Genomic DNA, 13312 nt, shown 5'->3' with positions numbered 1-13312 from the left:
AGAGGAAAAAGTTTCAAACCATTAAATAGAGCGTTAAAATGTCTTTCATTAAATTTATTGAACTAAAAGGAATTACTTATGCAAATAATTTACCCTGATGATTATTCTAAAATTGGCAAACCTGATGAGGCCTTTGAGCAAGAATACCGTTGTGCCAAAGCACTCAACATTCATTGCTTGTTACTCTCATCAGAAGATATGGCACTGGGTAAATATACGTTTTCACATCCTTTTAAATCAGAACATCCCGTTATTTGGCGAGGATGGATGTTAAATAAAAATGAGTATCAACAGTTATACCATGCCGTGGATATTCATGGCGGAAAAATGCTTGAAATACCTGAAGATTATATTCGTAACCACCATATAACTGGTTGGTATGAATATTGTAAAAAATTCACACCAGAAACCGTTATTGTTAATGCAGAAACAGATTTTGAAAAGTTAACTAAGCAGCTTCAATGGCCAGCTTATTTTGTGAAAGATTATGTAAAGTCGTTAACGACAACGAGAGGTTCTATCGCTAAAAATGCAGATGAGATTAGGGAAATATTAAAACTAATTACACAATTTAGGGGAAATATTGAAGGTGGCGTCAGCCTTCGCCGAGTTGAAGAATTTATTAATAATAGTGAGCGTAGATATTTTGTTTTAAATAAGAAAATATTTTCTGCGGATAATGAAATTCCTGAACTTGTAAGAAAAGTAGCGAAACAGATAAACACGCCATTTTATTCCATAGATATAGTTAGGAACACTGTTGGAGAGTTACGCTTAGTTGAGATTGGTGATGGGCAAGTTTCTGATATTAAAGAGTGGCAGGTTGAAAAACTGGTCAAAGCCTTTCTTTTATCAGGTATTTGAGGTTTTACATACTTATCGCTATACAGATATAAAAAGGTAAAGACTTCAATTAATAACAGTACATTTAATAACAGCACATTAAAAATTGAAGCCTTTAGATGTGTGACTAATACCTAACTTAAGGTATCAAAATTAAAAAAGATACTTAAAGCGAATACGGGCACCGTAACGATCTTTATCACTGCTATGTACGTTAATATCGTCTTTACCATCTATTCGTGAATAATATGCACCTAAATAGGTTTTAAAATTATCCATATCTAAAATATTAGGCAGTTCATAAGAAGCAAATACTGTATTGATATTGTACTTACCAGGATTAAGCGTTAAATAGGTTTCGTTATCAGGATCCTCAAGCACATCATATGATTTAATATCATTATGTGCATAGATATAACCCAATTGGAATTTACGCCACAACACATTACTACCAATTGAAAAATCATTTTCATCTTTAGCATCAAGATAAGCAGCACTTAAATTAGCAACAATGCCGTTAATAGGATCATCTGTTAAGGTATCCCATTTTATCGTTAGACCATAACCAGTACGGCGAGATTGATCTTGAAATTTTCCATTTTCATCTTCGTAACCATAAGCTTTGCTTATTACGTTCGCATCTATCGCTCCGGCAATCGTCAAATTATCTTTTTGCCATGCCACAACAGGTCGCATATAAATAACATTTTTACGATTATCGAGTTTACGTCCGTGATATTCCCCCTCTTTAAAAACAGAAGTTCCATCTTCAACTAACGTATTCAGCTCAAAATACCAGTCATTATAATGCGTGTTAACCATCATGCTACCGCCATCACTACTACGACCACGCCCTTCTTTCATCATATAAATATAACCAAAACCATCACCATATAAATCATTTGCTGTATTACCTGAATACTCAACAAACGTATCTTGATTTAGAGGGAACATATCATAAGCTTCATAGCGGCCAATTTTATACTGCCATTTATCACGCTGACCAAAGTAAAAAGCAGCATCATCAAGATTCATTTTGCCTGTCATGTCAGCCATTGGTTGTACACGGAAGCCAGCATAATTACCCTTTTTTAATTCTCGTTCACCATCGATACCAATTAAAATACGCCCATTCAACGACCATTTTTCATTATCATCAAAATCTTTTTGCTTACCGGGCATCATCCTCATTGATGTTAATTGTCCTTTCTTACTTGCTGCATCAATATTATATTCAACATCACCATACAATTTGAGATCCCCCCAATTTGTATTGGTTGAGAAAAAGCCAGCGCCTTCTTTGTTTTTTGTATTCGTCAGCTGAATCAACTGTTTTTGTTGAATTTCTTTAAGCTGAGTTTGAGCAATATTTGCTTGGATTTGAGCTTCATCAGATTGCTTTTCTAATATAGTAATACGCTGTTCCATATTGATAGGAGCAATATTATTTGTTGTTTTTCGTTCTTGAGATGTGTTATTTGAATTAATGAGTTGTTCAAGTCGAGCAGCTTTTTGCTCTGCTACAGCCGCTCTTGCTTCAGCCGCGTTCGCACGCTGTTCTAGTGCATTTAGTCGCGCCTCAATTGCACTTATGTCGGTTTGTGCGTTAGCACATAATGGTGTAGCAAGTATTAAACTTATCACCACAGATAATGCCTTTACTTTCATTCGAATATTCCTAAGTTAGCAAATGTTAATTTAACAGGTACGGCAAATACATAACTATCAACTTAGTAGCTGATAGTTTTAATTGATTAACGTATTGTTATTCTTATTGTGGTAATATTTTTAATTGAAATATCAACCACTTATTCGCATCATTATTTCTATTCCTAACAATAAATAAACCGACATCTGTGTTACCTTACCATCAAAAACACCAATTAAACTTTTGTATTATCAGTAAGGTATTCGTTTGAATTAAAGCGCTTATTCTCGTTTAAGTGCATACAAACATTTATTATTTTGATGCGATATTTATTTTATTGTTATTCAGCATATCTCTGGTTTAAATTTTCTATTATTTATAATGAGTCACTTACTTAAATAAGGTAATCACTATTGTGGAACATTTCCATAGTCATTTGTGGTTTTTTTGATATTAGTACAATAACCTAAGAAAAATGATGCAAACAGTCATCAGAAAATGACGTTTTACATACAAATAAGGAGATAACTGCATAAGATAAAAAAGATAAGAAAAAAAATTCTATAGCAGGATTATTGATTTTCTAATTAAGAAATCATTTTGTGACGGTAAATAAGGAGGTGGAATTGCTTGAATCTGAGATAGAGGAAAAATTGACAGAGGCCATATCTTGATAACCTCCGTCCATCATTATCATATTCTGCCAGGTTTGCGTAATGCTCTACGAAAGTAAGAAACTGGCATTTTTGGGCAAATTTGTTCTTTTACTGCTGGATTATTTTCTAAATCCTCTTTTTCTATTTCATTATTTTTTCTTGAATTTTGTGGTTGAGTATCTGTTTTATTCATCTTCCCTTTCCTCTGAGATCAATGCCTCATTGATAGCTTCAATTTTCTCAACTGCTTCATTAAGAATAGAAGCAATACGTCCTGCTCTTTCCACAGAGAGCTCTTTTAATACTAACTTGTGGCGTAATACGGCTTTCAATTTACCGACAGCAGATTCAATTTCTTCAGACACACCACCTGCGTTTTGAGATAAATCTCTCGCATAAGAAAGCTTTTTTTGAATATTGGCATCGATTTCCTGATGCTCTGCTAAAAATGCAGTACCTTCAGGTGTAATGCTGTAATTTTTACGGCCTTTTTCAGCGATACTGGCAACCAGTAACTCTTGTTCTTCGAGTAATGTTAACGTTGGATAGATAACTCCTGGGCTAGGGACATATAACCCTGAAGAGGCTTCATCTATACCACGAATAATTTCATACCCATGACTTGGTTTTTTTGCAATCATGCTAAGTAAAAGAACACGTAAATCACCATGATCAAACATACGTCTTAATTGGCGACCCTGACCTTTTCCTCGGCTACCACATCCACGACCACGTTGCTTACCTTGTCCGTCAGAACCATGCCCACCATGACAGCATTCACCGTGACCTTCGTGTCCGTGACCATGCTCACCATGACGGCATTCACCGTGACCTTCGTGTCCATGACCATGCTCACCATGACGGCATTCACCGTGTCCTTCGTGTCCGTGACCATGTTCACCGTGACAGCATTCACCATGTCCTTCGTGTCCGTGACCATGTTCACCGTGACAGCATTCACCATGTCCTTCGTGTCCATGACCATGTTCACCGTGACAGCATTCACCGTGTCCTTCGTGTCCGTGACCATGTTCACCGTGACAGCATTCACCATGTCCTTCGTGTCCGTGACCATGTTCACCGTGACAGCATTCACCATGTCCTTCGTGTCCATGACCATGTTCACCGTGACAACAATGCTCACCATGATGTTCTTGGTGTTGGCTATGTTTACCTTTACCGCCACAACGCCCTTTTCCGTGACCATGTCCATGACTACCCTGTTCGCCATTTTCAGCACGCTGTTGATAAAGTGAGTTTAATGCTCGAATCATCATAAATATTCCCTCATTGTTTTAGATATATCGAATTTATGTAGTGCATAATAATCCGATATATCTAAATGATCAAGTTTTAGATATATCTAAATACATATCTGAATTGATTTTTTTATTAACAAGTTGATTTATTTATGATTAAAAATTTTCAAAACGAGTGTTATTATGAATGATTCTCATTATCCAGCTTGCTTTTGTGTGCTATCAATGAAAATAAAAAAGAGTCAAGCTGGATAAAAACAATCATTATTAATCTCTAGTACATGTAGAAAATAGACTATAGCTATATTTATAAAGCCATTACGTGACAATGTCACCTTTATCTCAATGAACTTAAAAAATGGCACAAAAAAAAGCGAAGAGAGTAAGATCTTACCCCACTCTTTCGCTTATCATATCGATACTAATCTTTAGATCATTATCTATTTAACGCAGATAACACTACTGTTTTAATATATTGATACCCTGCTTCAATTTGCTCCTCATACCATTCTTCTGTACTTTTTATAGTCAATTGCAATAAAGTTAAATGTTTGATTGTTTCCCATTCATTTTTATCTAAATGGCATTCGTTGCAAAACTGAGCTGGAATATCATCACTATTGCGAGCACAAAGCGTTAATAAACTTAAATCTTGCCTGTAATGACTTTTTATAACTAAGTTTTCATGTATCAATTTATTGAGGTCATTTTGTGTTTTTAAGCACTTATTTCCTTTTCTTACAATCGCAAAATTCAATTTATTAAAGTCTGATGCAGATAAAATGTGAATAGAGTAATACTCACCCTCTACCTCAAATGCGGGAGCTTGATTAAAAAATTGTTCAAGTTTAATTCGTGTCTCCCATTGGATTCGTACATACTTTCCATACCCTGATAAAGTAAAAGGATATAATTGATGTACACTCCACATTGAAGCGACTGCTGGGGCAGATTGAATACCATCAATTTCAGCCACCAAATCAGCTTGCTCTGGGCATAACTTGGGTGGATTTGTTAAAAAACGACTCATTCTCGCATCTTTAATACAGACTACTCCGGTAGGATAAGGCGAAAAACCTGCTTGAAAAGGCTCAAAAGAAACCGAATCTGCAAGGGGAAGTAGCGCGATGCTATCATACACTTCTCGCGTTAACTCAAGTAACGAGGCTTCTGTTTTTAGTTTTTCACACAATATTTCATAAGGAATAAGTTCGTCATTATCGTCAAGAAACAAACTTCTTATATATCCAAATTGTGACGCATCAATATGAATATAAAAAGAATTATTGTATTTTTCCTCACACTCTTTTCGTAATTCAAAAAGAGGTTTTAGCTTATCAATACAACCATAAGATGGTGACCCTAACATACCAATGACACCAAGAATAGGTTCACCCTGTTCAATTAAACGTAAAACGATATTACGCGTTTTTTCAGTATCAGTTTTAAAGTTTCCATCGATAGGCAATGCAATAAGGTTGTCATATCCTAACCCAAGAATATCCATTGCTTTCTTCCAAAATTCAAAACGAGAAACAGGTACAAGCAATTTTCCTAAATGCATTGTTTTGGTCATTCCTGTTCCACGACAAGTTAAATAGCTGACATCATCAAAAATACCACGTTCATTGAGTTGCTCACTTACGGTTAGAATATCAGTGACAGACATGTTGAATAACTCAAATGCTTTTTTATCTGCCACTAAATCCCGAGATTTAGGATGGCGAGCTATCGCCATGGGTAATGTTTTTAAATTTCTCAGTGCCCACAATATTTCGTAGCAAGCAAGAATATGGCTTGTTGTGATATGACCAAAGGCATTCTCAGGCAAGAAACCAATTAACTTACAGAGATCGTCTGTTATTTTTTTTTCTTGTTGTTTTTGTAGAGGTGAATGGTGGTTAAAAACATTATCAGAGTTATAGGCCAAAGCAGATAAGTAGCCAAATTTAGCCAATTGCATCACTTGGGAATGGTGATGAGAGAAATAAGGTTCAATATCTGATTGATTATAATTATTTTGCTGTTTTAAAGTCTCTAAAATACAGTCATAAGCATTATCTACTGCTTTTTTTTCAATAGTATTACTTATTATTTTAACGTCTATATTGTCACTACTGTTTATTTTTACCTTATTTGCTTTAGGAAAAGAATATTCACTATTCATTAATATTTTTGCCATCTCTCGATGATAACATGCAAGAGTATCAACGGTTTGGATATGGTATACACGCTCTGTAGCACTCAGACAGGTTTGTTTGTGATTTGCCATCATCGCACCTATATATAAATTTTTGTTATTTGTTTTAATGAAAATTGTGTTTATAAATCGTAAATAATTAATCTCTATTCAAATGATATACTACATGATGAGTAAGAATCTTCTTTATTTTATTGATATCAGTTAAGATTTTTTCAATTCCATCTAACGTTTTTACACTTTAATGATAAATGATTTAGTTTTATTTATTAGTTTCTTTATCTTATTATCAATTTTGATTTAAGTTATATTTCTACTAATATAGTAATACTTTTACCGAGGCCAATATTTAAACCCGCCCTATTTAGAATGAGTGAATATTTCTATCGCCCAATGTCCATTAAAAAGGATGGATATTAAATTCACGACTCAAAAAAAAAGATCTTAATTAAATACTCATTAATTTTTACTTCAATATATAAAAAAACACATGATTGAATCATCATGTGTTTTTCAGAATATTCGTGTCTAAAGAAAGAAATAATATAATTGTTTTATACTAAATAATTTATATTACACTTTCTTTTACCTGTTTATGTTATAAGACGATGTTTCAAGCATCACTTTACCAATGAGATCACCAGATTCCATTAACTGGTGAGCCTTGCCCACTTCAATTAATGGAAAAACGGTATTAATTATCGGTTTGATTTTTCCTTCAACAATCCATGGCCACACTTGTTGTTTTAATTCTTGCGCAATTTGCGCTTTTTCTTCCACTGAACGGGAGCGCATTGTTGAACCGGTATGAACTAACCGCTTAATCATCATTGGCATCATATTTAAATTTTTCGGCATCCCTTTCATCATACCGACTTGTATAATACGACCAAATTTACTCGCAACTTGATAGTTTTTTTCTATGTAATCGCCACCAATAATATCAAGCACGACATCAACACCTTTGCCTTTCGTTAACATAGGAATTTCTTTAGCAAAATCGGTTGATTTATAATTGATAACATAATCAGCGCCAAGATTACGCGCAACGGTGGCTTTTTCATCAGAGCCTACCGTGGTATAAACCGTTGCACCTATAGTATGAGCAAGCATAATAGCGGTAGAACCAATTCCCGATGTTCCCCCGTGAATAAGAACAGATTCACCTTGCTTTAGTTTTCCTAACTGAAATAAATTAGCCCATACCGTAAACAAATTTTCGGGTAATGCAGCAGCTTCAATATCCGTTAAATTTATTGATGGTAATACGATATCTTCATGAGCAATACAATATTGCGCATATCCCCCTCCTGCAACTAAAGCGCAAACTCTGTCACCTAATTGCCACTGAGTACAGTTTTCGCCTAATGCGACAACTTCTCCAGCCACTTCAAGACCAGGGATTGGTGAAGCATCTGCTGGTGGCGGGTAACTCCCTTGTCTTTGAAAGATATCGGGACGATTGACACCTGCAGCAGCGACTTTAATTAATAGATAATGAGGGGGAAGCGAAGGTATTGATGACCTTTGAGGTTGTAGCTTTTCAATACCTCCCGGTTCTGTAATGGTAATCTCTACCATATCGGCAGGTAAAACTGTCGTTTTCATTGTGCTCTCCCATTCTATTTAGCCACTATCGGAATTTCATGATAATAAAATCATTTTCAACATAACACGCTCTATTTTAGTCAGCGTATTTGCCTATTAACCAATAAATAACATGAGTATCTTTAAAGGGGATTATAGCCAACCTTGCTTCTGATGTTGTATGCAAATCGGGCACAAGGTTGCTTCTGGTTCCCATGATAAGAAAGCTAAGCGGCATTTTTCACAATGTGCATCATAATAATGATAATGGGTAGGTTCACTATTTTTAGCGATTTGTTCACTAACATAAATAGATTTAGGAAAACAAACGACTTCGCAATTCATACAACCTGTACAGCGTTTTTCATCGAGCATAAATATATTATTTTCGAGTTCTATCGCACCTTCATCACACACTTTGGCGCAAGCAGAACAAAGAATACAGCTGTCTTTATCTAACTGAATTTGAAACCAACTATCTTCAGGATAAAGCTGTTTTCTTGCATTCAATCCTGTTTTAACCTGATTTTTATTAAGTGGCGTTTCATCTAATTTTTGACGAAACAGCATAAAGCGGCGACCACTATCAATATCTGTCGGTTCGGTAATAATTAATTGCCAAATAGGTTCTTGTAAGATTTTTAATTGAATATTTAGGCTTGCTAAAATAGGAAGCCATTTATCGACAAGAGGTTGTGCAATTTTCATACCTCTTATTTGATATTGTCTGTGCCAGACTAAAAGCTCTTCTGTACTTGCTAATGGTTCATCATGATTAACGACGAGATAATTGTCTTGATATGTTCTTTCATGAGGCGCGATATTTTCTATCGCGTCAACAGGGCAGGTAAATAGACAATTACCACATTGAAAACAGCGTTCATTGTCTATTTCCACAGCTAAGTGCCCAAAAGTGATAGCGCCCACAGGGCAAACTTTAGAGCAACTATCACATAGGCTTTGTTTGAGGCGTTTTCTAACACATTTATCATTAATAATAGGTTCAGGAGGAAGATCCACCTTAATAAAACGCCTCATACATCACAACTCCACTACTTAACAATAAAGAATGCAAAACGATTAAGAATTTCTGCAATCAATATTATTGCGCTGCTTGCTAACACCATACGCAATCCTGACGTAAATACAGCGTTACGGTAATTCCATACACTGTATCCCATCATTAAAATACCAAGGATTGACATCACCCATGCAGATATTCTTAATCCGAATGTTTCATTATACGCAATGATTGGCGTATGAGGGAACGTTATTGCATCATTTGTTGATATGATCTCTGCCATCCATTCTAAATAGAAAGGCTGGATAGCCATACGGAGAGTAACCGCAAGAAAAATCACCACTAGGGCACTAATTACCATTTTTTTTGCTAATTCACCATTAACAAACGCTTTCACTCGTAATGCTGTTATCAGTAATGCTATCGCAGCACCCGCTGACAATACAGCCCCCATAAACATAGCGTATGTATTAGCATGCATCCATGTCAGCATTGACGTGTTGTAATAAAGTGAAGCCATACAAAATATATCAATGAGACCCAGTAAACCAATAATAGCCAAAATGGTTTTGTTCATATGCCCTTTTATCAATACCAATAAGGTATAGAGGCATAATGCCCCAAGATAAACTGCAGCAAATATGATTTCACGACTCAACCATGATGATGAAATACGGCGTAATGCATGAAAGGCATTCCATGGATATCCCATGTGTAACGTCGAAGCTAATAACCCCAAACAACCTAAAATAGCACCCGTCAATACTACTGGACGTATTGCAATAGTTGCTCTTTGGTTACCAATTTCTTTTTCTAACCAGCAAAAATAGAGTGCGCTGAAGAGCGTCACACCAACCGAACTTTGTACAAATAAGGTAAAAGCAACTAATGGCCATTCATTCATGATTGAACTCCTCCTTTCTTTATCGCACCAGTATGGGGTTTGATAACTAAATTCGGATTTGTCATCGTAAAATCAGGTAACCCTTGAACTTGGCTTAAATGTCCATATTTCGCTCTTAAATCTTTAATTTTTCCAAACTTAATTGCATTTAACGGGCATGTATCTACACAAATTGGATTTTTGCCTTCTGATAATAAATCGATACAAAAATCACATTTTGACATTTGTCCTGTGTCTTCATTCATTTGCGGTGCACCATAAGGGCACGACCAAGCACAATAACCACAACCGACACATTTACTGGTATCTACGCGAACAATGCCATCACCTTCACGTTTATGCATTGCAGTTGTTGGGCAATTCTGTACACAAACAGGAGAATCACAGTGGTTGCAAGAAATAGTTAATGTATAAGCAAAAACATTATTAACTAAGCCACCTTGCCCTGTTGGCGCAAAGCCACCGCCTTTTACTTCATAAATACGACGAAAACGACGACCAACTTCTAAATTATTTTTATCTTTACATGCTACTTGGCATGCTTTACAGCCAGAACAACGAGAGGAATCAATAAAGAAACCGAGCTGTTCATCGCTCACTGCCGCATATTCTTTAAAGTCACTCATGCTTTGGCTACCTCAACGAGAACAGTTAAATGCGAGTTACCATGTGCTAATGGCGTCATTCGTGTCGATGTTAAAACATTAGGGCATCCGCCATGATCAACTCCTTTTTCATCTGGTGTCCACCACGCCCCAGCTTGTAAACCAACAACACCAGGAATAATGCGTTGTGTTACTAATGCAGGAATTTGAGTTATTCCACGATCATTATAAACACGCACCATATCACCGTTTTTAATACCTCTATTTTCAGCATCAATTGGGTTTATCCATACTTCTTGACGTTGCGCTTCCTGCAACCATGGATTGGCGTACTGTGTTGAGTTTGCTCTATTTTTTCCTTTCCATGTCAACATCTGTAATGGGAAGGTCTCCGTTAATTTATCTTCTGGACCTTCAATAGCAGGAACATAATGAGATAGTGCCGGAATATCAGGATTATTCATGTCATAAAGACGTTTTGAGAATATCTCAATTTTGCCAGATGGTGTTGGGAATGGGTTATTTTCAAGGTCGTTAATATTTTTCTCAAAAGCAACAAAAGGAGCATCTTTGAAAAGGTAACGACGTGTTTTGAGCAATTCATTAAAATTAGGAAAATCAGGTCTGTCTTTAAATCGCTCTTTATTAGTATCAACAAGGTGAGCAATCCACTCTTTTTCACTACGACCTTCAGTAAAAGCCTCTTTTACACCCATTTTTTCAGCAACTTCTGTTATCCATTCATAATCAGAACGTCGTTCAAATGCAGGTTCAACCACTTTTTCAGAAAGTAAGAAATAATTACCTGTTCCCCATGTGTCACCAATATTCCATCGTTCTAAGAAACTGGTTTCAGGTAAAACTAAATCAGCATATTTTGCCGAAGGTGATAAATAGAGATCGCTGACAACAATAAATTCTACTTTTGAATCATCTTCTAGTAATTTAGCGGCTGCATTCACATCTGGGTTTTGATTAACTAAATAATTACCCGCTAAAGAGAAGATCATCTTGATATTTGAATCAAGTTTATCCGCATCAACAAGCCCATCCTCAACACGAACTTTACTTGCATCTTCAACAGCTTGCATCCAGTTCATTATCGAAATCTTAGCTTTAACTGGATTATTACCAATATTAGGTCCACGCATAGATTGACGATTACCAATACCACCGTAACCCGCAGCCCAAGCGCCTTTTTTACCCACATTACCCGTGATTGCAGCCAATAATGATGATCCTCGCGCACTCCGTTCACCACAAATATGGCGTTGAGGTCCCCAACCTTGAATTAGAGCAGCAGGTTTAGTCATTGCATATTCGCGTGCTAACTGACGAATAGTATTAGCGGGTACACGTGTGATTTTTTCTGCCCATTCAGGGGTTTTTTCTATGCCATCTTTTTTACCCGTTAAATAAGCAACCAAAGATTCATTAGCAGGAACACCTTCAGGCATGTGATCTTCATCAAAACCCACGACATACTTATCAATAAAAGCTTTATCATGAAGATTTTCAGTAACAATGACATACATCATTGCATCCATTAAGGCATTATCTGTCGTTGGTAAGAGAGGTATCCATTGATCAGCTAAAGATTGCGCAGTATCAGAATAACGAGGATCGACCACAATAAACTTAGTACCCTTATTTTTCATTTTTTGAAAATAATGGTTTGTGTGTCCAAAGATGGTCTCATTAGGGTTATGACCCCATAAAATAACTAGTGGTGTATCTTCAAGAGTATCAAGTGAGCTACCCGTTTTAGCAATACCATAAGTATAAGGTGTCACCTTTACAGTATTACCCAAACTAACTGAATGATAATAAGGAAGATAACCTCCGGTTAAATTAAAGAGTTTCTTCATCATGGTATCACCAGAGAAGATCCCCCCAGTTACGGCGGTACTCACGGTTAAGAAACGACTTGCTGCACCATGTTTTTCAGTTAAACGAGTCACATTTTCTGCAATAAGCGTTGTCGCCTCGTCCCATGAAATGCGTTCAAACTTACCTTCACCACGTTTGCCTACCCTTTTCATCGGGTATTTCAGTCTGTCTGCATGATACGAAAATTTACGATAGCCTCTGCCACGTACACAAGCCCTCATAATAGGCATCGCTTCATCTAATTCATTATCAGGTCTTGTGGTAATACGAGTGACAATACCTTCTTTTATATGGGCACGAATATCACACTTCCCACCACAGTCAAATGTACTACACGTGGTCACAACAGTAGCAGGTTCCCCATCTACTTTTACAATGGGTAAACTTTTATCAGCATTTGCGTGTGCATTTCGTGCGAAAAAAGGCACGGTGACTAATGCGGCACTGGTTTGAACAAAGTGGCGACGACTTAAAGACATCATCCCTTTGTTTTCTTCACTTTTTTCTATTTTTTTCATTGACTTATCATTCTCACATAACCACTTTCATCAGTAAAAATGATAAGATATAGCGGTAAACCCTCATTGATGTACATCAATATCACTCAATAGGTAATAGAATGTTTCAATTTTTAGCACTTCTTTGCAGATCCCCCACTTTTTATAAGGAAAAGCTAATTCAAGTTAGCATTAAGTTGTA

Annotated in this window: 11 protein-coding genes; 2 read left to right on the top strand and 9 right to left on the bottom strand. The window is 36.2% G+C overall.

Annotated elements, in window-relative coordinates; genetic code table 11:
* Positions 1-78: 78 nt before the first annotated feature.
* The gene (locus INT39_RS00670) at positions 79-864 is read left to right on the top strand and encodes an ATP-grasp domain-containing protein (protein WP_193015284.1); all 786 of its coding nucleotides are present in this window, start codon (positions 79-81) and stop codon (positions 862-864) included.
* A 132-nt stretch (positions 865-996) separates the two neighbouring features.
* Here the strand turns inward: INT39_RS00670 and INT39_RS00665 are convergent, their stop codons facing one another.
* The 3 genes from INT39_RS00665 to INT39_RS22410 all read right to left on the bottom strand — a co-directional run bounded on the left by INT39_RS00665 (position 997) and on the right by INT39_RS22410 (position 3827).
* Positions 997-2511 (bottom strand): carbohydrate porin, encoded by a 1515-nt coding sequence (locus INT39_RS00665; protein WP_193015283.1) that lies wholly within the window; start codon positions 2509-2511, stop codon positions 997-999.
* 673 nt (positions 2512-3184) lie between these two features.
* The gene (locus INT39_RS00660) at positions 3185-3340 is read right to left on the bottom strand and encodes a hypothetical protein (protein ID WP_193015282.1); all 156 of its coding nucleotides are present in this window, start codon (positions 3338-3340) and stop codon (positions 3185-3187) included.
* On the bottom strand, positions 3333-3827 hold the full coding sequence (locus tag INT39_RS22410) for a PadR family transcriptional regulator (protein WP_226944454.1): 495 nt from the start codon (positions 3825-3827) through the stop codon (positions 3333-3335). Before INT39_RS22410 ends, INT39_RS00660 begins: the two co-directional genes overlap by 8 nt.
* An 87-nt stretch (positions 3828-3914) precedes the next feature.
* On the opposite strand from INT39_RS22410, the gene INT39_RS22405 reads away from it, so the two are divergent.
* Positions 3915-4403, top strand: a complete 489-nt coding sequence (locus INT39_RS22405) for a hypothetical protein (RefSeq protein ID WP_226944453.1) — start codon at positions 3915-3917, stop codon at positions 4401-4403.
* 439 nt (positions 4404-4842) lie between these two features.
* Here INT39_RS22405 and INT39_RS00650 read toward each other — a convergent pair whose 3' ends face one another.
* From INT39_RS00650 to INT39_RS00625, 6 genes are all read right to left on the bottom strand, one after another.
* Positions 4843-6678 (bottom strand): pyridoxal-dependent decarboxylase, encoded by a 1836-nt coding sequence (locus INT39_RS00650; protein WP_193016591.1) that lies wholly within the window; start codon positions 6676-6678, stop codon positions 4843-4845.
* A gap of 513 nt (positions 6679-7191) precedes the next feature.
* Positions 7192-8214 (bottom strand): NAD(P)H-quinone oxidoreductase, encoded by a 1023-nt coding sequence (locus INT39_RS00645; RefSeq protein ID WP_193016590.1) that lies wholly within the window; start codon positions 8212-8214, stop codon positions 7192-7194.
* 132 nt (positions 8215-8346) lie between these two features.
* Positions 8347-9231 (bottom strand): 4Fe-4S binding protein, encoded by an 885-nt coding sequence (locus INT39_RS00640; RefSeq protein ID WP_193016589.1) that lies wholly within the window; start codon positions 9229-9231, stop codon positions 8347-8349.
* A gap of 14 nt (positions 9232-9245) precedes the next feature.
* On the bottom strand, positions 9246-10118 hold the full coding sequence (locus INT39_RS00635) for a dimethyl sulfoxide reductase anchor subunit family protein (RefSeq protein ID WP_193016588.1): 873 nt from the start codon (positions 10116-10118) through the stop codon (positions 9246-9248).
* Positions 10115-10744, bottom strand: coding sequence for a DMSO/selenate family reductase complex B subunit (locus INT39_RS00630; RefSeq protein WP_193016587.1), 630 nt, complete (start codon positions 10742-10744; stop codon positions 10115-10117). The genes INT39_RS00635 and INT39_RS00630 overlap by 4 nt, the downstream gene beginning before the upstream one ends.
* A complete protein-coding gene (locus tag INT39_RS00625) occupies positions 10741-13131 on the bottom strand; it encodes a DMSO/selenate family reductase complex A subunit (RefSeq protein WP_193016586.1) in 2391 nt (796 codons plus the stop codon). Before INT39_RS00625 ends, INT39_RS00630 begins: the two co-directional genes overlap by 4 nt.
* Positions 13132-13312: the final 181 nt, after the last annotated feature.

This window comes from Pseudomonas sp. FME51, assembly GCF_014897305.1.
The sequence above is the reverse complement of the archived record's forward strand: the minus strand, read 5'-3'. Positions and strand labels throughout refer to the sequence as shown.

What these genes read in the sequence shown, in the direction of transcription:
- INT39_RS00670 (WP_193015284.1), top strand. Translation starts at nt 79, where the DNA reads ATGCAAATAATTTACCCTGATGATTATTCTAAAATTGGCAAACCTGAT.
- INT39_RS00665 (WP_193015283.1), bottom strand. Translation starts at nt 2,511, where the DNA reads ATGAAAGTAAAGGCATTATCTGTGGTGATAAGTTTAATACTTGCTACA.
- INT39_RS00660 (WP_193015282.1), bottom strand. Translation starts at nt 3,340, where the DNA reads ATGAATAAAACAGATACTCAACCACAAAATTCAAGAAAAAATAATGAA.
- INT39_RS22410 (WP_226944454.1), bottom strand. Translation starts at nt 3,827, where the DNA reads ATGTTTGATCATGGTGATTTACGTGTTCTTTTACTTAGCATGATTGCA.
- INT39_RS22405 (WP_226944453.1), top strand. Translation starts at nt 3,915, where the DNA reads ATGACAGCATTCACCGTGACCTTCGTGTCCGTGACCATGCTCACCATG.
- INT39_RS00650 (WP_193016591.1), bottom strand. Translation starts at nt 6,678, where the DNA reads ATGGCAAATCACAAACAAACCTGTCTGAGTGCTACAGAGCGTGTATAC.
- INT39_RS00645 (WP_193016590.1), bottom strand. Translation starts at nt 8,214, where the DNA reads ATGAAAACGACAGTTTTACCTGCCGATATGGTAGAGATTACCATTACA.
- INT39_RS00640 (WP_193016589.1), bottom strand. Translation starts at nt 9,231, where the DNA reads ATGAGGCGTTTTATTAAGGTGGATCTTCCTCCTGAACCTATTATTAAT.
- INT39_RS00635 (WP_193016588.1), bottom strand. Translation starts at nt 10,118, where the DNA reads ATGAATGAATGGCCATTAGTTGCTTTTACCTTATTTGTACAAAGTTCG.
- INT39_RS00630 (WP_193016587.1), bottom strand. Translation starts at nt 10,744, where the DNA reads ATGAGTGACTTTAAAGAATATGCGGCAGTGAGCGATGAACAGCTCGGT.
- INT39_RS00625 (WP_193016586.1), bottom strand. Translation starts at nt 13,131, where the DNA reads ATGAAAAAAATAGAAAAAAGTGAAGAAAACAAAGGGATGATGTCTTTA.